The sequence below is a fragment of the Amycolatopsis xylanica genome (genome assembly GCF_900107045.1).
GTDB classification, from domain to species: Bacteria; Actinomycetota; Actinomycetes; order Mycobacteriales; family Pseudonocardiaceae; genus Amycolatopsis; species Amycolatopsis xylanica.
In genome coordinates, this window is sequence record NZ_FNON01000001.1 from 648,121 (window position 1) to 670,797 (window position 22,677).

Sequence of the window (22,677 nt, forward strand, 5' to 3'; positions counted from 1 at the left end):
CTGTGTCTGCCGTCGAGGACGTTCTCCCGCTTTCCCCGCTGCAACAGGGCATGGTCTTCCATGCCCTGTTCGGTGACCACGACGTCTACACCGTCCAGGCCGTGTTCGGCCTGGACGGGCCGCTGGACGCCGGACGCCTGCGCGAAGCCGCGGGCGCGCTGCTGCGCAGGCACCCCAACCTGCGGTCCGCGTTCCGCGCGAGCGCGTCGGGGCAGCAGGTGCAGGTCATCCGCCGCGACGTGGAATTACCTTGGCGGGAAAGGGAAATCCGCACCGAGGAGGAGTTCGATGCCTTCCTCGGCGGCGACCGGGCGGAGCCGTTCGACATCACCAGGCCGCCGCTGCTGCGCTTCACGCTGGTGCGTGGCGTGCGCGACCGGCTGGTGCTGACCTCGCACCACCTGCTGTGGGACGGCTGGTCCGCGCCGATCCTGGTCCGCGAGCTGCTGGCGCTCTACGCCGGTGAACCGCTCGCGCCGGTCCGGCCTTACCGCGACTACCTGGCGTGGCTCGCCCGGCAAGACCGCGCGGCCGCCGAAAAAGCCTGGGCGCGGGCACTCGACGGGCTCGACGGGCCCACGCTCATCGCGCCGGACCCGAAGCCGGGATTGCCCGCGAGCGCTGGATTCACGTTGCCGCGAGACGTGACCGCGCGGCTGGCCGAAGTGGCCCGCGCGCACGGGCTGACGGTGAACGCGGTCGTCCAGGGCGTCTGGTCGGTCGTGCTGGGTGTGCTGACCGGCCGCGAGGACGTCGTCTTCGGCGCCACGGTCTCCGGGCGCGATCCCCGCATCCCCGGTGTCGACTCGATGGTCGGGCTGTTCATCACCACCCTGCCCGTGCGCGTGCGGCTCGATCCGGCCGAGCCGCTCGCCACGCTGTTCGGCCGGGTGCAGGCCGAGCAGGCCGCACTGCTCGACCACCAGCACCTCGGACTCGCCGACATCCAGCGCGCCGCCGGCCACGCGACGCTCTTCGACACCCTCGTCGTGTTCGAGAGCTACCCGGTCGGCGAGCTGCCCGAAGCACACGGACTCCGCCTCGCCGAGGTCACCGTCCGCGACGCCACGCACTATCCGCTGGCCCTGATCGTGTTGCCGGGTGAGGAACTCGGACTGCGCGTCGACCACCAGGAGGGCATCGACGCGCCCGCGATCGCGGCCCGGTTCGAGCGGGTGCTGCGCCGCTTCCTGGCCGAGCCCGCGCTCCCGCTCGCCAAGCTCGGCCTGCTCGGCGCGGACGAACGCGCCCACGAACTCGGCGCGGCCGTGCCCTTGCCGGAAACGACGCTGCCCGAACTGTTCTCGGCCCAGGTCGCGCGCACTCCCGACGCGACCGCGCTCGTGTTCGATGACCAATCGCTGACCTACGCCGAACTCGACGCCCGCGCCGACGCGCTCGCGCGACGCCTGGCCGCGCGCGGGGTCCGGCCCGAGACGACCGTCGGGATCCAGCTGGAACGGTCACTCGACCTCGTCATCGCCCTGCTGGCCGTGCACAAGGCGGGAGGTGCGTACGTACCGCTCGATCCGTCGTATCCGGCTGAGCGCCTCGGCTTCATGATCGCCGACGCCGCGCCCGCGGTCGTGCTCACGACGCTGGACGATGACTCGGCCGAGGGCGAGCTGGAGCCGCCGCGGCCGGGCAACCCCGCGTACGTCATCTACACCTCGGGTTCCACCGGGCGGCCGAAAGGCGTGGTGGTCGACCACGCGGCGATCGTCAACCGTCTCTTGTGGATGCAGGACGAATTCCGCCTCGGCCCGGACGATCGCGTGCTGCAGAAGACACCGTCGAGTTTCGACGTCTCGGTGTGGGAGTTCTTCTGGCCGTTGATCACTGGCGCGACGCTGGTCGTCGCGAAGCCTGGCGGTCACAAGGATCCTGCGTATCTCGCTTCGGTGATCGAGAACGAGCGGATCACGACCGTCCACTTCGTACCGTCGATGCTGGCCGAGTTCCTGCGCGGTCCGGCGGCCCGCGGCGGCCTGCGCAGGATCATCTGCAGCGGCGAGGCGCTGAGCGCCGACCTGCGCGACCGGGTGCGGGACAAGCTCGGTGTCCCGCTGTTCAACCTCTACGGGCCGACCGAGGCCGCCGTCGACGTCACCGCGTGGGCCTGTGCCGACGAGGACACCGTCCCTATTGGACGTCCAGTGTGGAATACCGGCGTGTACGTGCTCGACCGATTCCTCCGGCCGGTGCCGGAAGGCAGCGTGGGTGAGCTGTACCTCGGGGGCGTGCAGCTCGCCCGCGGCTACCTCGGCAGGCGGGATCTCACGTCGTCGAGGTTCGTCGCGAACCCGTTCGGGGAACCCGGTTCCCGGCTCTACCGCACGGGTGACCTGGTGCGCTTCACCGCGCACGGGCTGGAGTACCTCGGCCGCGCCGACGACCAGGTCAAGCTCCGCGGCTTCCGCGTCGAACTCGGGGAGGTCGAAGCCGCGCTGACCGCGCTCGACGGGGTGAGCGCCGCCGCGGCCGTCGTCCGGCCGGAACAGCAGAGCCTGGTCGCTTATCTGACTCCGGAGACCGCGGACCCGGTCGCCGCGCGAGCCGAGCTGAGCCGCGTGCTGCCCGAGCACCTCGTGCCGTCGGCTTTCGTCGTGCTCGACCGTTTTCCGTTGTCGCCCAGCGGAAAACTGGACCGTAAGGCCCTGCCCGAGCCCGAGTTCGTCACCTCGGACGGCGAGGCCAAGACCCCGGCCGAGGAGATCCTCTGCGGGCTCTTCGCCGACGTGCTCGGCGCGGCGTCGGTCGGCGTGCACGACGACTTCTTCGCCATCGGCGGGCATTCCATCCTCGCCACCAGGCTGGCGGGCCGGATCCGTACCGCGCTCGGCGTGGACGTCCCGGTCCGGACGGTGTTCGACGCGCCGACCGTCACCCGCCTCGCGCGAGCGCTCGACGGCGGACCGGTGCGCCCGGCGCCCGCCCCACGCCAACGCCCGGCCGAACTGCCGCTCTCACCCGCGCAGCGCAGCTTGTGGTTCCTCGACCGGCTCGAAGGACCCAGCTCGGCTTACAATCTTCCTTTCACAGCAAGGCTTTCCGGCGACGTCAACGTGGCGGCGCTGCGGGCCGCACTGTCCGATGTGGCCGGACGGCACGAGTCGCTGCGCACGATCTTCCCGGAGACGGACGGAAACCCGGTCCAGCGCATTCTAGAAACCGCGAGCCCCGAGCTGGTCCAGCGCACCGGCTCCGACGTCGCGGCGGCCACCGGCTACGAATTCCGGCTGGCGGAAGAGATCCCGTTCCGGGCCGAGCTGCTGACCGTGGGCGAGCGGGAGCACGTGCTCGTCCTGCTGGCACACCACATCGCTGGTGACGAGTGGTCGGCGCGGCCGTTGCTGCGTGACCTCGCGCATGCCTACGCCGCCCGCCGTGCGGGAGTAGAGCCGTCATGGCGACCGCTTCCCTTGCAGTACGCGGACTTCACGCTGTGGCAGCAGGAACTGCTCGCGGAGGTCGGCGAAACCCAGCGTGCCTACTGGGCCAAGCGCCTGGAGGGCGTTCCCGAGGAACTGCCCGTCCCGGCCGACCGGCCGCGCCCGGCCGTGCCGAGCCACGTGGGCGCCATGGTCACCACCCGGTTCGACGCCGCCGCCGTGCGCAAACTCGCCCGCGCACGCGGCGTCAGCGAGCTGATGGTCACCCAGGCCGCCGTCGCCGTGCTCCTGCACCGGCTCGGCGCGGGCGACGACATCCCGCTCGGCACCCCGGCTGCCGGCCGGGCCGACGAGGCGCTCGACGACCTGGTCGGCTACTTCGTCAACACGCTGGTGCTGCGCACGGACCTGACCGGCAACCCGTCCTTCCGCGAGCTGCTCGCGCGGGTGCGGGAGACCAACCTCGGCGCGTACTCGCACGCGGATCTGCCGTTCGAGCGGGTCGTCGAGACGGTCAACCCGCCGCGTTCGGCGGCGCGGCACCCGTTGTTCCAGGTCATGGTCTCCCACCGCGACCCGGCGGCACTCGGGCTCGAACTCGACGGCGTCACCGCCACCCCGCTGCCCGCCGAGAACCAGTCCGCGAAGTTCGACCTGTCCTTCGAGTTCGGCGAGACCGAGTGGACCCTGGTCTACAGCACGGATCTCTACGACCGCGCCACCGCCGAGGCCATGGCCGACCGGTTCACCCGGCTGCTGGCCGCGCTCATCGCCGACCCGGCCCGCCCGGTCGGCCTGATCGGCGTGCTCAGCGAGGCCGAGCGAGCCCAGCAGCGCGCGTGGAACGACACGGCGGCGGCCGTCCCGGTGACCACGCTGACCGCGATGGTCGAGGACCAGGTCGCGCGCACGCCCGGCGAGCCGGCCGTCGTTTTCCACGACGCGAGCCTCACCTACGCCCAGCTCAACGCGCACGCGAACCGGCTCGCCCGCAAACTGGTGGGCCTCGGTGTCGGTCCCGAACGGACCGTCGGCATGCACTGGGAACGCTCGATCGAGATGATCGTCGGCCTGCTCGCCATCGAGAAGGCGGGCGGCGCGTTCGTGCCGCTCGAGCCGTCGTGGCCCGCCGCGAGGATCGCGGAGGTCTGCGAGAGCGCGGCCCTGGCCGTGGTGCTGAGCGGAAAAGAGCACTCTGACCCGGTCGACGGGCTCGGTGTGCCCGTCGTTCATGTCGAGCTGGCCGAAGTGTCCGAAGCGGACAGTGCGAACCTCGGCGTCGAGATCGAGCCGGAAGGCCTGTCGTACGTCATCTACACCTCGGGGTCGACCGGCACGCCCAAGGGCGCGATGATCCGCCACCGCGCGATCACGCACCGGCTGCTGTGGCAACGGGAGCTGCTCGGTTTCGGCACCGGCGACGCGGCGTTGTTCAAGGCGCCGCTCGGCTTCGACATCTCGATCAACGAGATCTTCCTGCCGCTGGTCACCGGCGGCGCCGTGGTGATCGCCGAGCCGGACGGCGAACGCGACATCGACTACCTGCTCGGCCTCATCGAGCGGCACCGGGTCACTTTCACCTACCTGCCTTCGTCCATTTTGGACCTGCTGGTCGGGCTGGACGGGTTCGAGCGCCGTGGCCGCTCGCTCAAGCACGTCTGGTGTGGCGGTGAAGTGCTCACACCCGAGCTGTTCCACCGGTTCCGCGCCACGAGCGACGCGGTGATGTACCACGGCTACGGCCCCGCCGAGGCCACCATCGGCGTCAGCCACGTCGTGTACCGCAGCGACGCGGTGCGCAGCGCGATCTCGATCGGCGGGCCCAACGGCAACACCTGGCTGGTGGTGCTCGACCGCAACCTCCAGCCGGTGCCCGCCGGCGTGCCCGGCGAGCTCTACGCGGGCGGGGTCTACCTCGGCCGCGGCTACGTCAACGACCCGAAGCGGACGGCCGCCGCGTTCGTCGCCGACCCGTTCGGTCCGCCGGGTTCCCGGCTCTACCGGACCGGCGACCTCGCGCGCTGGGCGGGCGACGGCACGCTGGAGTTCCTGGGGCGCGCGGACAACCAGGTCAAGATCCGTGGCATGCGGGTCGAGCTGGAAGAGATCGAGGCCGTGCTCGAGCAGCACGACAAGATCCGCCGGGCGGTGGTGCTCGTGCGCGAGGACCAGCCCGGCGTGAAGCGGCTCGTCGGCTACGCGCTCGCGACCGGCACGTCCTCCGAGGAGGTCCGGTCTTGGCTGAAGGGCAGGCTGCCGGAACACATGGTGCCCAGCACCTTCGTGTTCCTGACGGAGTTCCCGCTCATGCCGTCCGGCAAGGTCAACCGCCGCGCGCTGCCCGCGCCGGAGCCGGAGCGCCGGGACACCGGCCGGGCACCGGCGAACGAACGCGAACGGGTGCTCTGCGCGCTGATGGCCGAAGTGCTCAAGATCGACACGGCCGGTCCGGACGACAACTTCTTCGCGCTCGGCGGCGACAGCATCCTGTCGATCCAGTGGGTCGGCAAGGCGCGCGCCGCCGGAGTCCCGATCTCGCCGCGCCAGGTCTTCGAGCACCAGACGGTCGCCGCGCTCGCGCTGGCCGCCGGGCCCGAGGTGAGCGTCGAGCCCGAGGCGGACGACGAGGGCGACATCCCGCTGACGCCCATCCTGCGCTGGTGGGCGCGCACGGCCGAGCCGGGCATGCACCAGAGCGCGCTGCTGCGGATCCCACCTGGTGAGCAGGTCGAGTCCGCGCTGCAGGCGGTGCTGGACACGCACGAGGTGCTGCGCGCCCGGTTCACCGGCGACGCGCTTCGCACCCGTCCGGTCCCGGTGTCCGATGTGCTCGACCGAGTCGTCGTGACCGCGGGGGAGGACCTGCGCGAGCTGGTGTCGAAGCACTACGCGGACGCGGTCGGGCGGCTCGACCCGCACGCCGGCGAGATGGTGCGCGCGGTGTGGTTCGACCTCGGCCCCGACCGGCCCGGCAGGCTGCTGCTGGTGCTGCATCACCTGGTCGTCGACGGGGTTTCGTGGCGCATCCTGGCCGCCGATCTCGCCGACGCCTGGGCGGGCCGTCCGCTCGCCGCGCCGGCGACCTCGTTCCGCCGCTGGGCACGGGAGCTGCTCGCGACCGTCAAGCCCGACGCGTCGCGCTGGAAGTTCGACAAGCCTGGCACGCCGCTCGGCGCGCGGCCGATCGACGACCGGGACACCTTGGGAACGCTGGAAAAGCTGACCGTGACCCTCCCTCCCGCGCAGGCGAAGCCATTGCTGACCACGGTCCCGGCTTCGGTGCGCGCGGGTGTGCAGGACGTGCTGCTGACCGCGCTGGCGTTCGCGCTGCCCGCGGGCACGCTCGTCGCGCTGGAAGGTCACGGCCGCGAGGACCACCTCGTCCCCGGCGCCGACCTCTCCCGCACCGTCGGGTGGTTCACCACGGTGTACCCGGTGGCGCTCGACGTCGCGGGCGCCGACCCGGCGGCCGCGCTCAAGCGGGTCAAGGAACAGCTGCGCGCGATTCCGGACAACGGCATCGGCTTCGGGCTGCTCGGCCTGACCGCGCCGGAACCGCCGGTGTGCTTCAACTACCTCGGCCGGTTCGACATGGGCGCCGCCGACGGTTTCTGGGTGCCCGCCGAGGAATCCGACGTGCTGACCGGCGTGCTCAAGTCCACAGAGGACACACCGGTGCGGTATGGGCTGGACGTCACCGTCGTCACCGAAGACCGGGCGGACGGTCCCGCCATCAAGGTCACCTGGGCGTGGCCGTCGGGCGTCCTCACGAAGCCGGAAGTCGAAGCCATCTCGGCTTCGTGGGTGCGCACGCTCGACGCGCTGGCCACCCGCACCGGCCCCGGCGGTTTCACCCCCTCTGACGTGCCGCTGGTCTCGGTGAACCAGGGCCAGCTCGACAAGATCGCGGCGAAGTGGCGGAAGAAGTGAGCGAAGAAACCCTTGTCGAAGACGTCCTGCCGCTGTCTCCGCTGCAGCAGGGCATGCTCTTCCACGCCTCCTACGACGAGTCGGGCGCCGACGTCTACACCGTGCAGACCGTGCTCGGCCTCGAGGGCGAACTCGACGCCGAGCGGCTGCGCGAGGCGGCGGTCGCGTTGCTGCGGCGGCACCCGAACCTGCGTGCCTGTTTCGTGCAGGAGGACATGGACGAGCCGGTCCAGGTCGTGCTCAGCGAGGTCGACCTGCCGTGGACCTATCTTGACTTGTCCACTGTGGACGACCAAGAGGCGAAGCTCGCCGCGGTGCTCGCGGCCGACCGGGTCGCCCCGTTCGACCTGGAGAACCCGCCGCTGATCCGGTTCACCGTGGTCAAGCTCGGCCCGGCGGAGCACCGGCTGGTGCTGACCAACCATCACATCCTGCTCGACGGCTGGTCGCTGCCGTTGCTGGTCACGGACCTGCTCGGGCTCTACGCGGGCCGCGCGCTGCCTCCGGTCCGGCCGTTCCGCGACTACCTCGCCTGGCTGGCCGCGCAGGACGCGGAAACCGCGCTCGGAGCCTGGAAGTCCGCGCTCGACGGGATCACCGAGCCGACGCTGCTGGCGCCGTCGCAGCCGTCACGGGTCCCGGTGCCACCCGGCAAGCTCAAGCTGGAGCTGCCGGAAGAGCTGACCCAGCGGCTCTATACACGGGCACGCGAGCTGGGGGTCACCGCCAACACGATCGTCCAGTCGGGGTGGGGCCTGGTGCTTGCCCGGCTCACCGGCCGCGACGACGTGGTGTTCGGCGCGACCGTCTCCGGCAGGCCCGCCGACCTCGCGGGCGTCGGGGCGATGGTCGGGCTGTTCATCAACACCGTCCCGGTGCGGGTGCGCGCGGGCGCGTCGGCTCAGCTGTCCGAAGTCGTGTGCCGGGTGCAGCGCGATCAGGTCGCGCTCATGGACTTCCAGCACGTGGGACTCAGCGAGATCCAGCGCTCCACCGGCGATCTGTTCGACACGCTCGTCGTCTTCGAGAGCTACCCGATCGACGACGAGGCCGTGGCCGCCGGTGAGGCCGAAGCAGGCCTGCGGCTCGGCCGCATCGAGGTCGACGACGCGACGCACTACCCGATGACGCTCGCCGTCGCCGCCGAACGCGAGCTGGCGGTGACCTTCGAGTTCCGGCCGGACGTGTTCGACCGGGAGTTCACCGAGACGGTCGCGGGGTACTTCCGGCGTGCCGTCGAGCACCTCGCGGATGGCGGCGACTCGCCGGTCGCGGCCGTCGACCTGCTCGGCGAAGCCGAACGCGCGCGGCTGCTCGGTTTCGGGACCGGCAAGGCACTCGACGTCCCCGCCGTGACGCTGGCGCAGGTCTTCGAGGAGCAGTCCCGCCTGACTCCCGGCGCGATCGCCGTCGTCGGCGGCGAGACGCGGCTGACCTTCGCCGAGGTCAACGCCCGCGCCAACCGGCTCGCCCGCTACCTCGCCGAACGCGGCGCCGGGCCGGAGCGGATCGTCGCACTGGCGCTGCCGCCCGGCCCGGACGTGCTCGTCGCGCTGGTCGCCGTGCTCAAGACCGGCGGCGCGTACCTGCCGCTGGACCCGGACTGGCCCGCCGACCGCCTCGAAGTGATGATCGCGGACGCCAAGCCCGCCGTGACCCTGTGGACCTACCCCGATCTCGACGGCTACGACGACCGCGACCCGGAGCCGCGCGCGCACCCCGGGAACCCGGCCTACGTCATCTACACCTCGGGGTCGACCGGCACGCCGAAGGCCGTCGTGGTCTCGCACCGCTCGATCGTCAACCTGCTGGTCAGCCACCGCACCGACCTGTTCGACCCGGCACGCGCGGCCGCGGGCGGCAGGCCGCTGCGGGTCGGGCACGCGTGGCCGATGGCGTTCGACGCGTCCTGGCAGCCGATGCTGTGGATGTTCGCCGGGCACGAGCTGCACCTGGTCCCGCCGGACGTCCGCCGCGACGCCGACGCGCTGCGTGAATTCCTCGCCGCGCACCGGATCGAGTTCATCGAGCTGTCGCCGTCGCTGCTGGGCCAGGTCGCGTCCGAACCGGGCTGGCGCGGCGAACTGAAGGTGCTCGGCGTCGGCGGGGAGGCCGTGCCGCCGGACCTGTGGCGCACGCTGCGCGAGACCGAGGGCCTCGCCGTGCACAACCTGTATGGCCCGACCGAATGCACCGTCGATGCCGCGGCCTGCGAGTTCTCGCGGATGGAGAGCCCGTGCATCGGCTCGCCGGTCGGCAACGCGCGCGCGTACGTGCTCGACCGGCAGCTCAACCACTGCCCGCCCGGTGTCGAGGGCGAGCTGTACCTCGCGGGCGCCGGGCTGGCCCGGGGCTATCTCGGCCGGCCGGGCATCACCGCGTCCCGATTCATGGCCGACCCGTTCGGCCAGGCAGGGGACCGCATGTACCGCACGGGCGACGTCGCCCGCTGGACCCCGGACGGCCTGATCGACTGCCGCGGCCGGGTCGACGACCAGGTCAAGATCCGCGGTTTCCGGATCGAGCCGGGTGAGATCGAGGCCGTGCTCCTGTCCGACGACAGGGTCGCGCGCGCGGCCGTCGTCGTCCGCGAAGACCTGCCCGGCGTGCGCAGGCTCGTCGCGTACGTGGTGCTCCGTAACTCCACTGTGGACGGACTGCGGGAACTGGTCGCGAGCAGGCTGCCGGAGTACATGGTGCCGGTGGCGGTGCTGCCGATCGACACCTTCCCGCTCACCCCGAACGGGAAGTTCGACACGGCGGCGCTGGCGGCGCCCGACCTGGCGGACGCGAACGCCGTGGCTCCGCGCACCGAGCGCGAGCAACGCTTCGCCGACCTCTTCGCCGAGGTGCTCGGCCTGGACACGGTCGGGGTCGAGGACAGCTTCTTCGCGCTCGGCGGCGACAGCATCGTGTCGATGCGCCTGGTCAGCAAGGCCAGGGCCGCCGGACTGAAGCTTTCGCCACGCGACGTGTTCGAGCACCGGACCGTCGCCGCGCTCGCGGGCGTGGCGGCCGAAGGCGTGGCGCCCGAGCGTGCGAGCGACGGCGTCGGCGACATCCCGCTGACACCGATGCTGCGCTGGTTCGCCGAGCAGGGCACGCCGCACGACCGGTTCAGCCAGGCCCGGTTCCTGATCACGCCCGCCGGGCTGGACGAGGCCGGGCTGCGCGGGCTCGTGCAGTCGCTGCTCGACCGGCATGACGTGCTGCGCACCACCTTCGCGCGTGCCGACGGCCGGTGGCGGTTCACCGCGCGCCCGGTGGGTACCGTCCGCGCCGAGGACGTCGTCCGCCGTGTCGACGCGAGCGGCCTGAGCTACGAGAGCATCGGCGAGCGGCTGCCGGGCGTGCTGGAAGAAGACTTGGCCACGCTCGCGCCTGCACGGGGTGCGATGGCCAGGTTCACCTGGTTCGACGCGGGGGACGGCAGGCCGGGCCGCTTGCTGATCCTCCTCCACCACCTGGTGGTCGATGGCGCGTCCTGGGGCTTCCTGGTGCAGGACCTTGCCGACGACTGGGCGGCGCTGCAACGCGGTGAGGCCTTCGCAAGCGCGTATCCGGGCACGTCGTTCCGGGAATGGGCGCTGGGCTTGGAAAAAGCCGCCGCGACCCGGCTGTCCGAAGTGGACCTCTGGCGGGACATGCTCAGCGGTCCCGACCCGGTGCTGGGCGCACGCAGGCTCGACCCGGCCGTCGACACCCGCGCGACCGTGCGCGCGGCCAGGACCTCGCTCGACGCGGACGTCACCCGCGCGCTGCTCACCACCGTGCCCGCCGAGCACGGGGTCTCGGTGGACGCCGTGCTGCTGGCGGCGCTCGCCCGCGCTCTGCGCGGTGACGGCTCGCTGCTGGTCGCGCTCGAAGGGCACGGACGGGAGGAACAGGTCGTCGACGGCGCGGACCTGTCCGGCACCGTCGGCTGGTTCACCACCGTGTTCCCGGTGCGGGTCGACCCCGGCGACGGGGACGTCCACAAGCGACTGTCCCGAGTGGAGGAACAGCTCGCTTTGCCGGACAAGGGAATCGGGCACGGTTTGCTTCGCTACCTGGCCGAAGCGCTGCCCGAACTGCCCGAGCCGCAGATCGAGTTCAACTATCTCGGCAGGCTCACCGCCGGAGAGCGCTCCGGTGAGCCGTGGACCGGCGCGCCGGAGACCGGGGCGATGGGTGGCGGGGTCGACGACGCGATGCCCGCGCCCTACTGCCTGGTGCTCAACGCCTTGGTGCGGGACCACGTGAGCGGCCCGGTGCTGGAGGCCGACTGGCAGTGGCCGTCGGCGCTGTTCACCGAGGAGCGGATCAAGACGCTCTCCGACGCGTGGTTCGCCGCGCTCACAGCTATCGCAAGGGGTGAAGGATGAACGCCGATCTGGCGGCCCGCCGCCGTGAACTGATGCGCCGCAAGCTGGCGCAGGCGGGCTTGCGTGAGCCGGAACGCCGGATTCCCCGGCGTGAGGGCGACGAGGCTGTCCCGCTGTCGTTCGCGCAATCGCGGATGTGGCTGCTGCAGCAGCTCGAACCGGGCAGCGCGGCGTACAACGTCTGCCTGCGCATCGGGCTGCGCGGCACACTCGACCGCGCCGCGCTGCAGCGCTCGTTCCAGCGGCTGGTGCAGCGACACGAGATCCTGCGCACCCGGTACGTGCCCGGCGCCGACGGCGTGCCGTGGCAGGTCGTCGACCCGTACGCGGTGGTCACCATGGACCAGACCGACCTGCGCGGGCTCGGCGAGGCCGAGCGGGACCAGACGATCGAGGAGCAGGCGCGCCGTGACTCCGGCGGCTCCTACGACCTGGCCACCGACCACCCGATGCGGCTGCGGCTCCTGCAGCGCGGCGACGACGACTTCGTGCTGGTGCTGGTTGTGCACCACATCGCGTGGGACGGCTTCACCTTCAACGCGCTCTCGCGCGACCTCAGCGCGCTCTATCGCGAGGACACCACCGGCCAGCCTTCCGGGCTCGAGCCGCTGGCGGTCCAGTACGCCGATTTCGCCCTGTGGCAACGGAAAACCCTCACCGACGAGCGGCTCGCCGGTGATCTCGCCTACTGGCGCGAGATACTCGACCCGATCCCGGAGAACCTGCCGCTGCCGGTCGACCGCGCACGGCGGCTGAGCCCGTCCTCGGCGGGAGACCGCCGGTTCCGCACCTTCGCGCCCGAGCTGACCGCGCGGCTCGTCGAGTACGCCCGGGAGGTGGGCGCCACCCCGTTCATGGTCGTCTTCGCCGCGTACGCCGCGCTGCTGCACCGCTACACCGGCGCCACCGACGTGCCGATCGGCTCGGCGTCGATGAACCGCGACACGGCCGAGCTGGAACGGCTCATCGGCAACTTCGGCAACACGCTCGTGCTGCGCGCCGACCTGAGCGGCGATCCCGTGTTCGGCGAACTCGTGTCCAGGGTGCGGCAGATCTGCACCGACGGCTACGCCCACCAAGCGATGCCGTTCGACGTGCTCGTAGAGAAGCTGAACCCGCCACGGCAGCCCGGCCGGTCGGTCCTGTTCGACGTCATGCTGCTGTTCTTGACCCAGGGGCTGCAAGGACTCGACCTCCCCGGCGTCGAAGCGACCTGGGAGACGGTGCACAACGACACCACCCAGTTCGACCTGGCGCTGGAGGCGTTCCTCACCGACGGCGACCTGCGCATCGAAGCCACCTACCGCGCCGAGCTGTTCGAGAAGTCCACTGTGGACCAGTTCCTCGCGCACCTGGAGAGCCTGCTGGCCGCCGCGCTCGCGACGCCCGGGGTCCCGGTGGGACGGCTGAAGTTCCTGGGTGCCGACGCCGCCATCGCGTGGCCGTCGGTGGCCGTGCCCGACGAGACGCTGGTGTCCCTGTTTGACGCGCAGGTCGCTCGCACGCCGGACGCGGACGCCGTGGTCTTCGAAGGCGAGAGGCTCACCTACCGCGAACTCGCCGGGCGGGTGAACGATCTCGCCGGGGTGCTCGCCGCCCGCGGCGCCGGGCCGGAGTCCGTGGTCGGCGTCGCGGTGACGCGCTCGGCCGAGCTGGTCGTCTCGCTGCTCGCCGTGCTCAAGTCGGGTGCCGCCTACCTGCCGCTCGACCCGTCCTATCCCGCCGAGCGGCTCTCGTTCATGATCGCCGACGCCGCCCCGGTGGTCGTGCTCACCGACGCGCGGTCCCCGATCCCGGGGCTGGCCGTCGACGAGCCGCTGCCGGGCGAGCGCGGCGAAACGCACCCGCCCGCCGGGTCGAACCCGGCGTACGTCATCTACACCTCGGGTTCGACTGGCCGCCCCAAGGGGGTGGTGGTCGAGCACGCGGCGATCGTGAATCGTCTGTTGTGGATGCAGGACGAGTACCGGCTCGGCTCGGATGATCGGGTGTTGCAGAAGACGCCGTCGAGTTTCGATGTGTCGGTGTGGGAGTTCTTCTGGCCGTTGATCACGGGTGCGACTTTGGTGGTCGCGAAGCCGGATGGTCACAAGGATCCCGCGTATCTCGCGTCGGTGATCGAGGCGGAGTCCGTCACGACCGTCCACTTCGTACCATCGATGCTGCGGTCCTTTGTGGACGAGCCCGCCGCGGTCCGCTGCACCTCGCTCCGGCGGGTGATCTGCAGTGGCGAGGCACTGCCGTCCGACCTGGCCCGCCGGTTCGCCGGGCTGCTCACCGCCGGGCTGCACAATCTCTACGGCCCAACCGAAGCGGCCGTCGACGTCACGTACTGGCCCGCCGAGGACGGCGCCGACTCCGTCGCCGGGTCGGTGCCGATCGGCCGACCAGTGTGGAACACCCAGGTCCACGTGCTCGACCAGGCGCTCCAGCCGGTCGCGCCCGGCGTCACCGGCGAGCTGTACCTCGGTGGCGTCCAGCTCGGGCGCGGCTACCTGAACCGGCCGGGGCTCACCGCGGCGCGGTTCGTGGCGAACCCGTTCGGCGAAGGCAGGCTGTACCGCACGGGCGACCTGGTCCGGCGCAATCCGGCGGGCGCGCTCGAATTCCTGGGCCGGGGCGACGACCAGGTGAAGCTGCGTGGCTTCCGCATCGAACTCGGCGAGGTCGAAGCGGCGATCACCGCGCTCGACGGCGTCCGCGCGGCGGCCGTGGTCGCCCGCGAGGACCGTCAGCAGCTCATCGCCTACGTCATCGCGGACGCTCCGGACCCGGCCGGGTACCGGGCCGAACTCGCCGCCTCCCTGCCCGAACACCTGGTGCCGTCGGTGATCATGGCCGTCGACAGCTTCCCGTTGTCTCCCAGCGGAAAGCTCGACCGCCGGGCGCTGCCGGAGCCCGAAGCCGCGGTCGCGGAGGGCGCGACGCCCGCCACCGCCGAAGAAACGGTCCTGTGTGGACTGTTCGCCGAGCTGCTCGGCGTGCCCGGTGTCGGCGCGCACGACGACTTCTTCGCGCTCGGCGGGCACTCGATCATGGCCACCCGGCTCGCCGGGCGGATCCGCGCGGAGCTCGGCGCCGAGGTCGCGCTGCGCACGGTCTTCGACGCGCCGACGCCGGCGAAGCTGGCCGCGGCGCTGTCCGAGTCCGTCGGCGCGCGGCCCGCGCTCACCCCGAGGCCCAGGCCCCGCCGTCAACCGCTGTCCGCCGCGCAGCGACGGCTGTGGTTCCTCTACCGGCTCGAAGGACCCAGCCCGACCTACAACATCCCGCTGGCCGTCAGGCTCGCCGGACCGCTCGACGTCGACGCGCTGCGTGCGGCGATTGCCGACGTCGTGTCGAGGCACGAGGTGCTGCGGACGGTGTACCCCGAGTTCGAGGGCAAGCCGTACCAGCGCGTGCTGAAGTCCGCCGCCGCGCTGAGTGTGGTGCGCTCGGCGGAGTCCGAACTGGACGGCAGGCTGCGTGACGCGGCCAAGCACGCGTTCGTGCTCGACAGCGAGCCGCCGCTGTCGGCGAAGCTGTTCGTGCTCGGGGAGTCCGAGCATGTGCTTTCGCTGCTCACGCACCACATCGCGAGTGACGGCTGGTCGGGCCGGCGGCTGCTGGCCGACCTCTCGGCCGCCTACGCGGCGCGGTGCCGCGGCCTGCGGCCGGACTGGTCGCCGCTGCCCGTGCACTACGCGGATTACACGCTCTGGCAAGAGGAAGTGCTCGCCAGGGACGCCGATGCCCAGCTCGCCTACTGGACCGAGCGGCTCGCCGGGCTGCCCGAGGAGCTGCCGCTGCCCGCCGACCGGCCACGCCCGGCGGTGCCGAGCTTCCGCGGCGACGCGGTGCCGTTCACCCTCGCGCCCGAGACGCATCGCGCGCTGCGCAAGCTCGCGCGGGGCGTCGGCGCGACCGTGTTCATGGCGTTGCAGGCCGCAGTTTCGGCGCTGCTGAGCCATTTGGGCGCGGGCGAGGACATCCCGCTGGGCAGCCCGGTCGCCGGGCGGACCGACCCGGCGCTCGACGGGCTGGTCGGGTTCTTCGTCAACACCCTGGTCCTGCGCACCGACCTCGGCGGCGATCCCTCGTTCCGGCAGCTGCTCGGCCGGGTGCGCGACACCGACCTCGACGCGCACGCGCACCAGGACCTGCCGTTCGAGCGGCTGGTCGAAGCGCTCAACCCCGCCCGGTCGATGGCCAGGCACCCGCTGGTCCAGGTGATGGTCGCGCACGAGTCGGCGCGCCGGGAGGCCCGGCCGTTCGGGGCCGCCTCGCTGGTGGAGGAGCGGGTCGACTTCTTCGCCGCACGGCTCGACCTCTCGTTCCACCTCTTCGAGTACGAAGACGCCGACGGCGTCGACGGCTGGCTCGTCTACAGCACCGATCTGTTCGACCGGTCCACTGTGGACGCCATCGCCGCCAGGCTCGTCCGGCTGGTCGACGCGCTGCTGGCGGCTCCGGATCAGCCGTTGTCACGCACGAGCGTGCTCAGCGCTGAGGAAAGCCGGGACCTGCTGGGCGACCGGAACGCCACGGCGCACGCGGTCGAGCGGGGCACTTTGCCCGGGCTCGTCGCCGCGCAGGTGGCGCGCACGCCGGACGCGGTCGCCGTCGTCTTCGAAGATGAGCGGCTGACCTACGCCGAACTCGACGAGCGGTCCAACCGGCTCGCCGGGCTGCTCCGGTCGCGGGGCGCCGGGCCGGAACGCACGGTCGCGGTCTCGCTCGCGCGCTCGGCCGATCTCGTCGTCACGCTGCTCGCGGTGGTCAAGACGGGTGCGGCCTACCTGCCGCTCGACCCGTCGTATCCGGCGGAGCGGCTGGCGTTCATGGTCGAGGACGCCGCCCCCGTCCTGCTGGTGACCTCGCCCGACGGCCCGGCCGGGCTCGACGTGGACGCGATCGTCGTCGCCGACGCCGACGACCTGCCCGCTGACGTTGTCGAATCCGGCGTGACCGGATCGAACCCGGCGTACGTCATCTACACCTCGGGTTCGACTGGAAAGCCCAAGGGTGTGGTGGTCGAGCACGCGGCGATCGTGAACCGTCTGTTGTGGATGCAGGACGAATACGGCTTGGGTGCGGATGACCGGGTGCTGCAGAAGACGCCGTCGAGTTTCGATGTGTCGGTGTGGGAGTTCTTCTGGCCGTTGATCACCGGCGCGACGCTGGTCGTGGCGAAGCCGGATGGCCACAAGGATCCCGCGTATCTCACGTCCTTGATCGAAGCCGAGCGGGTCACGACCATCCACTTCGTACCATCGATGCTTAAGTCCTTTGTGGACAGCGGTGGACATGGCCGCGCGCTGCGGCGGGTGCTGTGCAGCGGCGAGGCGTTGCCGTCCGAGCTGGCCCGCCGCGCGGCCGACGTGATCGGCGCGCCGGTGCACAACCTCTACGGCCCGACCGAGGCGGCCGTCGACGTCACGTACTGGCCAGCGGCGGACGGCGTGGGGGAGAGCGCCGTCCCCATCGGACGTCCGGTGTGGAACACCACCGTCTACGTGCTGGACCGGTTCCTGCGGCCGGTGCCGCCCGGCGTCTCCGGTGAGCTGTACCTCGGCGGTGTCCAGCTGGCTCGCGGCTACCTGAACCGAGCCGGGCTGACGGCCGCGCGGTTCGTGGCGAACCCGTTCGGCGAAGGCAGGCTGTACCGCACCGGCGACGTCGTCCGCTGGACCGGGCAGCGCGCGCTCGAGTACCTCGGCCGCGCCGACGACCAGGTCAAGATCCGCGGCTTCCGGGTGGAACTCGGCGAGATCGAGGCCGCGGCCGAGCGGCTGGCCGGGGTCACCGGCGCGGTCGTCACCGCCCAGGCCCAGCGGCTGGTCGCCTACGTGCGCGGAACCGGACTCGACCCGCTGGGCCTGCGCCGCCTGCTGGCCGAGTCGCTGCCCGACCACATGGTGCCCGCCGCGGTCGTCCCGCTCGCCGAGTTCCCGCTGACCCCGAGCGGCAAGCTCGACCGCCGTGCGCTCCCGGAGCCGGACTTCGCCGGGCTCGCCGGGGAGTCCAGGCCGCGCACCGAACGCGAGTCGGTCCTCTGTGGACTGTTCGCGGAAACGCTGCGGCTGGACAAGGTCGGCGCGGACGACAGCTTCTTCGAACTCGGCGGCGACAGCATCCTGTCGGTGCAGCTGGTCAGCCTCGCCCGCAAGGCGGGCCTGGCACTCAGCCCGCGTGAGATCTTCGAACACCGCACGCCGTCGGCGCTCGCGCTGGTGGCGGGCGGGCTGTCCGGCACCACGACCGATCCGCTCGAAGCCGCGCTCGGGCTCGCCGAGGCCACGCCGATCCAGCGCTGGGCCCGGCGCCCGGACGGCTTCGGCGGTCTCGCGCAGGCCGTGCTGCTGGTCGCACCGCCCGAGCTGACCGCGGCGGGGCTGACGGCCGCCGTGCAGGCCGTGCTCGACCGGCACGACGTGCTGCGCGCCCGCTGGGACGACGCGCTCGGCGGCCTGGTCGTGCCCGCGCCGGGGTCGATCGACGCCGCGCATCTGCTCAGCCGGGGTGATTCCGCCGTGCTGGACAAGGAGATCGAGGCCGCGGCCGACCGGCTGGACCCGGTGGCTGGCCGGATGCTCGACGTCGTCTGGCTCGGCGTCGACCGGGTGCTGCTCGTCGCGCATCACCTCGTGGTCGACGGTGTTTCGTGGCGCATCCTCGCCGCGGACCTCGCCGAGGCCTGGGGGCAGGCGGCGGCCGGGATCGCGCCGGTGCTGGAGCGGACCGGCACCTCGTTCCGGCGCTGGAGCCGTCTCGTCGCCGAGCAGGCCGAGGCCCGGCTGCCGGAAGCGGACCTGTGGCGTGAGGTCCTGCGTGACGCGCCGGTGCTGTTCGCGCCGGACGGCGGCTCGGCCGTGCGGGACACCGAACTGGTGCTATCCGCCGCCGAGACGGCGCCGCTGCTGGACGGGGCCTATCAGGCGGGTGTGCACGAGCTGCTGCTCGGCGCGGTCGCGTCGGCGGTGACCACCTGGCGGCACCGGCGCGGGCTCGAAACCGGGGACACGGTCCTGTCCTACGAGGGACATGGCCGCGAGGAACAGATCGCCGAGGACGTGGACCTGTCCGGCACGGTCGGCTGGTTCACCACGCTGGCCCCGGTCCGGGTGCGCGTGTCGGCGGCCGAGGCGGCGGCCGTCCAGTCCGGTGGGGCCCCGGCGGGTGAAATCGTCAAGCGCGCCAAGGACTCGCTGCGTTCGCAGCCGGACCACGGATTCGGCTACGGGGTGCTGCGGCACTTCACCGAAGAGCTGGACGCGCCGGAGCCCGGCCTGGTCGTCAACTATCTGGGCCGGATCGGGACGGGTGAGCCGAAGCCGTTCTCGTTCGCCCCGGAGGCGCCGATGCTGCGGGTGCGCCCGCACGAGGGCAGGGCGGCGGACTTCGGGCTGGAGATCACCGCGCTGCTGGCGGACGGGCCGGAGGGCGAGCGCCTGCGGGTGGTGCTGAGCTGGCTCGACGGCGTGCTCGACCGGCCGGGCGCCGACGAGCTGGCCGGCCTGCTCGGCGCCGCGCTGCGGGGGATCGGCCAGGCCGAAGGCGCGGGGCCGACGCTGTCGGACCTGTCGCTGGTGTCGGTCACGCAAGAAGATTTGAACGAGTTCGAGGAGAGCGACTGGTGAGCGACAACAAGCCGACGGTGGACGAACTGCTGAGCGAGGTCACCGGCCTGCTCGGCGCGGAGGCGGCCGCACTGTCCGATCAGGACAGTCTCATCGAGTTCGGGCTCGACTCCATCCAGCTCATGCAGGTGGCGGGCAAGTGGCGCCGCCGGGGCGTCAAGGTCAGCTTCGCTGAACTCGCGAAGCGGCCGACTTTGGCCGACTGGCGCCAAATCCTGGCCGACGCGCCGGGGGTGGCCGCGCCGGTGACGGTCGAGGTCGACGAGGACGCGCCGTTCCCGCTCGCGCTGATGCAGCACGCGTACTGGATCGGGCGCGACGAGGAGAGCACGCTCGGCGCGGTCGCGGCGCACCTCTACGTCGAGTTCGACGGCGAGAACGTCGACCCGGAGCGCCTCGAGCGTGCGGTCGGCAAGCTCGTCGCGCGCCACGGCATGCTGCGCGCGCGGATCGGTGACGACGGCACCCAGCGCATCCTGCCCGCGCGCAGCCAGCCCGCCTTGATCGTCAACGACCTCCAGCACGAGGACGAACTCGAAGCGCTGCGGGACAAGTCGTCGCACGCGCGTCTCGATGTTTCCGGCGGCGAGGTCTTCTCGATCCAGCTCTCGCGCCTGCCGGGTGGTCGAACCCGGCTGCACGTCGACGTTGACATGCTCGCCGCCGACGCGATGAGCTACCGGATTTTGCTGTCCGACCTCGCGCGGTTCTACGCGGACCCCGCGCTGGAGCCGGCGCCGATCGGCTACAGCTACCCGCGCTACCTCGCCGAGCGCGAGGTCACCCGCACGGCCGACCAGGAGAAGGCCAAGGAGTATTGGCAGCGCCGGATTCCCGAGCTGCCGTCCGCGCCCGACCTGCCACTGGTGCCCGAGGCCGAGCGTGGTGACGCGAACCGCGTGACCCGCCGTCACCACTGGCTTTCGCCGGAGGATCGCGCGCGCCTGGGCGCCCGCGCGCACGAGCACGGCCTGACGCCGGCGATGGTGGTGGCCACGGCCTTCGCCGAGTCGATCGCGTCGTGGAGCGCGCAGCCGCGGTTCCTGCTGAACGTGCCGATGTTCGCCCGCGAGCCGATTCACCCCGAGGTGGACGCGCTGGTCGGCGACTTCACCGGCTCGGTGCTGCTCGATGTCGACTTCTCGGCCGAAGCGTCCTTTGTGGACCATGCGCGGGCGTTGCAGGAACGGATGCACGCCGACGCCGCGCACGCCGCGTACTCGGGTGTCGAGGTGCTGCGTGACCTGTCGCGGCACGAAGGCGAGCAGGTGCTCGCGCCGATCGTCTTCACCAGCGCGCTGAACCTGGGCGAGCTGTTCGACGACACCGTGCGCGCGAGTTTCGGCGAGCCGGTGTGGATCATCTCGCAAGGCCCGCAGGTGCTGCTCGACGCGCAGGTGACCGAGGTCAACGGCGGGCTGCTGATCAACTGGGACGTCCGCGAGGACGCCTTCCCCGCCGGGATGATCGACGAGATGTTCGCCGCCTTCCACGGCCTGGTGACCCGGCTCGGGCAGTCGGCCGAGGGCTGGGAGCTGTCCGTCGGCGGGGCGTTGCCGGTCGCGCAGGCCGAGGTTCGCGAGCGCGTCAACGCCACGGCCGGTCCGCGCAGCGGCCGTCTGCTGCAGGACGGCTTCTTCGAACTGGCCGCTCGTACTCCGGACGCACCGGCGGTGCTGTGGGGCATGGACGGCACGCTGTCCTACGGCGAACTCGCCGACCGTGCGTTGCGAGTCGCTGGTTCTCTTGTGGCGCAAGGGATCCAGCCGGGCGACACCGTCGGTGTGAGCTTCCCCAAGGGCGCGGACCAGCTCGTCGCGGTGCTCGGGGTGCTCGCCGCCGGAGCCGGTTACGTACCGATCGGTGTCGACCAGCCGCCCGCACGCCGCGAGCGCATCGAGCGGATCGGCGGGCTCAAGCTCGTGCTGACCGAGCTGCCGGACGCCTCGCCGCTGGCCGAGCCGGTCCGCGTCGGCGAGGAGTCGATCGCGTACGTGCTCTTCACCTCCGGCTCGACCGGCGAGCCCAAGGGCGTCGAGGTCCCGCACCGCGCGGCGATGAACACCATCGACGACCTCAACGAGCGCTTCGGGATCGGCGCCGGCGACCGCTGCCTCGCGGTGTCCGCGTTGGACTTCGACCTCTCGGTGTACGACGTCTTCGGCCTGCTTTCCGCCGGGGGAGCGGTGGTGCTGGTCGAGGAGACCGACAAGCGCGAAGCCCGCCACTGGGCCGAGCTGGCCGCCGCGCGCGGCGTCACGCTGGTCAACTGCGTGCCCGCGCTGCTGGACATGCTCCTGCTCGCGGCCCGCCCCGGTGAGCTGTCCGGCCTGCGCACGGTGCTGCTCGGCGGCGACTGGGTCGGCACCGACCTGCCGGGCCGCGTGGCCGCGCAGGCGCCGGGCTGCCGGTTCGCCGGTCTCGGCGGGACGACCGAAACCGCGATCCACTCGACCGTCTGCGAAGTGCGCGACGTGCCGCCGTCCTGGCGGTCCGTGCCGTACGGGACGCCGCTGCGCAACGTGCGCTGCCGGGTGGTCGACGTGCTCGGCCGCGACTGCCCCGACTGGGTCGGCGGCGAACTCTGGATCGGCGGCGACGGCGTGGCCGCGGGCTACCGGGGCGACCCCGACCGCACGGCCGACCGGTTCGTCGACTACCAGGGCGCGCGCTGGTACCGCACCGGCGACCTCGCCCGCTACTGGCCGGACGGCACGCTCGAGTTCCTCGGCCGCCGCGACCACCAGGTCAAGGTACGCGGGGTGCGCATCGAACTCGGCGAGGTCGAAGCGGCTCTCGCCCAGCACCCCGGTGTGCGCCGCGGTGTCGCCGGGGTCGCGGGCAACCAGCTCGTCGCGGCCGTCGCGGGTGACGTCGACGGCGAGCAGGTCCGCGACTGGTCGCGCGAGCTGCTGCCGCCGCACATGGTCCCGTCGCGGATCGTGGTGCTCGGCGAGTTCCCGTTGACCGCCAACGGAAAGATCGACCGGCGCGCGGTCGCCCTTTCCTGGGCGGTGCGAACGGATTCTTACACCGCGCCGAAAACCGCTTTGGAAAAGGTGGTCACCTCGATTTGGGCGGACGTGCTCGAAACCGAGCGCGTCGGCCTCGACGACGCGTTTTTCGCGCTGGGCGGCGATTCCGTGCTCGCCACGGTCATCATCGGCAGGCTGCGCGAGGCGCTCGACACCGACGAGGTGTCCGTTCGCACCCTGTTCGCGACGCTGACACCAGGCGCGATGGCCGCTCGTCTGGCCGCGGACGACTCGGTTCCCGGCAGACTGGAGCAGGTCGCCGAGATTTACCTGGAGGTTTCGGAACTTTCGGCCGAAGAGCTCGAAAGCGAACTCCTCGCCTGACCGTGGGGAAAGT

The 22,677-nt window shown here is 71.8% G+C and carries 4 protein-coding genes; all 4 read left to right on the forward strand.

From position 1 onward, the window contains the following. Positions 1-2: 2 nt before the first annotated feature. The 4 genes from BLV57_RS02805 to BLV57_RS02820 are packed head-to-tail and all read left to right on the forward strand — an operon-like array spanning position 3 to position 22,664. Positions 3-7,322: a non-ribosomal peptide synthetase gene (locus BLV57_RS02805; protein WP_245757122.1), complete on the forward strand. Its 7,320-nt coding sequence runs from the start codon at positions 3-5 to the stop codon at positions 7,320-7,322. Further along, complete coding sequence (locus BLV57_RS02810) at positions 7,319-11,686, forward strand: non-ribosomal peptide synthetase (protein ID WP_091286170.1); 4,368 nt, start codon at positions 7,319-7,321, stop codon at positions 11,684-11,686. Before BLV57_RS02805 ends, BLV57_RS02810 begins: the two co-directional genes overlap by 4 nt. Further along, entirely contained in the window at positions 11,683-19,305 is a 7,623-nt protein-coding gene (locus tag BLV57_RS02815) for a non-ribosomal peptide synthetase (RefSeq protein WP_091286171.1), read from the forward strand. Before BLV57_RS02810 ends, BLV57_RS02815 begins: the two co-directional genes overlap by 4 nt. Next, complete coding sequence (locus tag BLV57_RS02820) at positions 19,302-22,664, forward strand: non-ribosomal peptide synthetase (RefSeq protein WP_091286174.1); 3,363 nt, start codon at positions 19,302-19,304, stop codon at positions 22,662-22,664. The genes BLV57_RS02815 and BLV57_RS02820 overlap by 4 nt, the downstream gene beginning before the upstream one ends. Positions 22,665-22,677 lie beyond the last annotated feature (13 nt).